At 38.8% G+C, this 294-nt stretch carries 1 protein-coding gene; it reads left to right on the top strand.

Features of this window, described 5'->3' with window-relative positions:
* The coding region (locus tag ACFIK8_RS12585; protein ID WP_375669620.1) for a PfkB family carbohydrate kinase at positions 1 to 294 on the top strand (294 nt) is incomplete at both ends.

Consider the following 294-nt stretch of genomic DNA (forward strand, 5'->3'; position numbering starts at 1 on the left):
TCATATTCCAGTTATTCTTGATCCTGTATTTATCGCCTCATCAGGGGGAAAGCTAACAACAGAAACAATCATAGAAACTATGATCAATAAACTTTTCCCTCACGTTGATCTTTTAACACCCAATAGAGAAGAACTCGCCCTTCTCAGCCAAAGCCCATTGGCATCTCATCATGAAGAAGCAATACAACAAGCAAAAAAACTTCTCTCATTTGGCCCACGCTCTATATTAATCAAAGGTGGGCATGCAAACGGTCCTCTTGCAACTGATAGCTTAATTGACAAAATTGAAATCAT

The organism is Bartonella sp. MR168JLCBS (assembly GCF_042194175.1).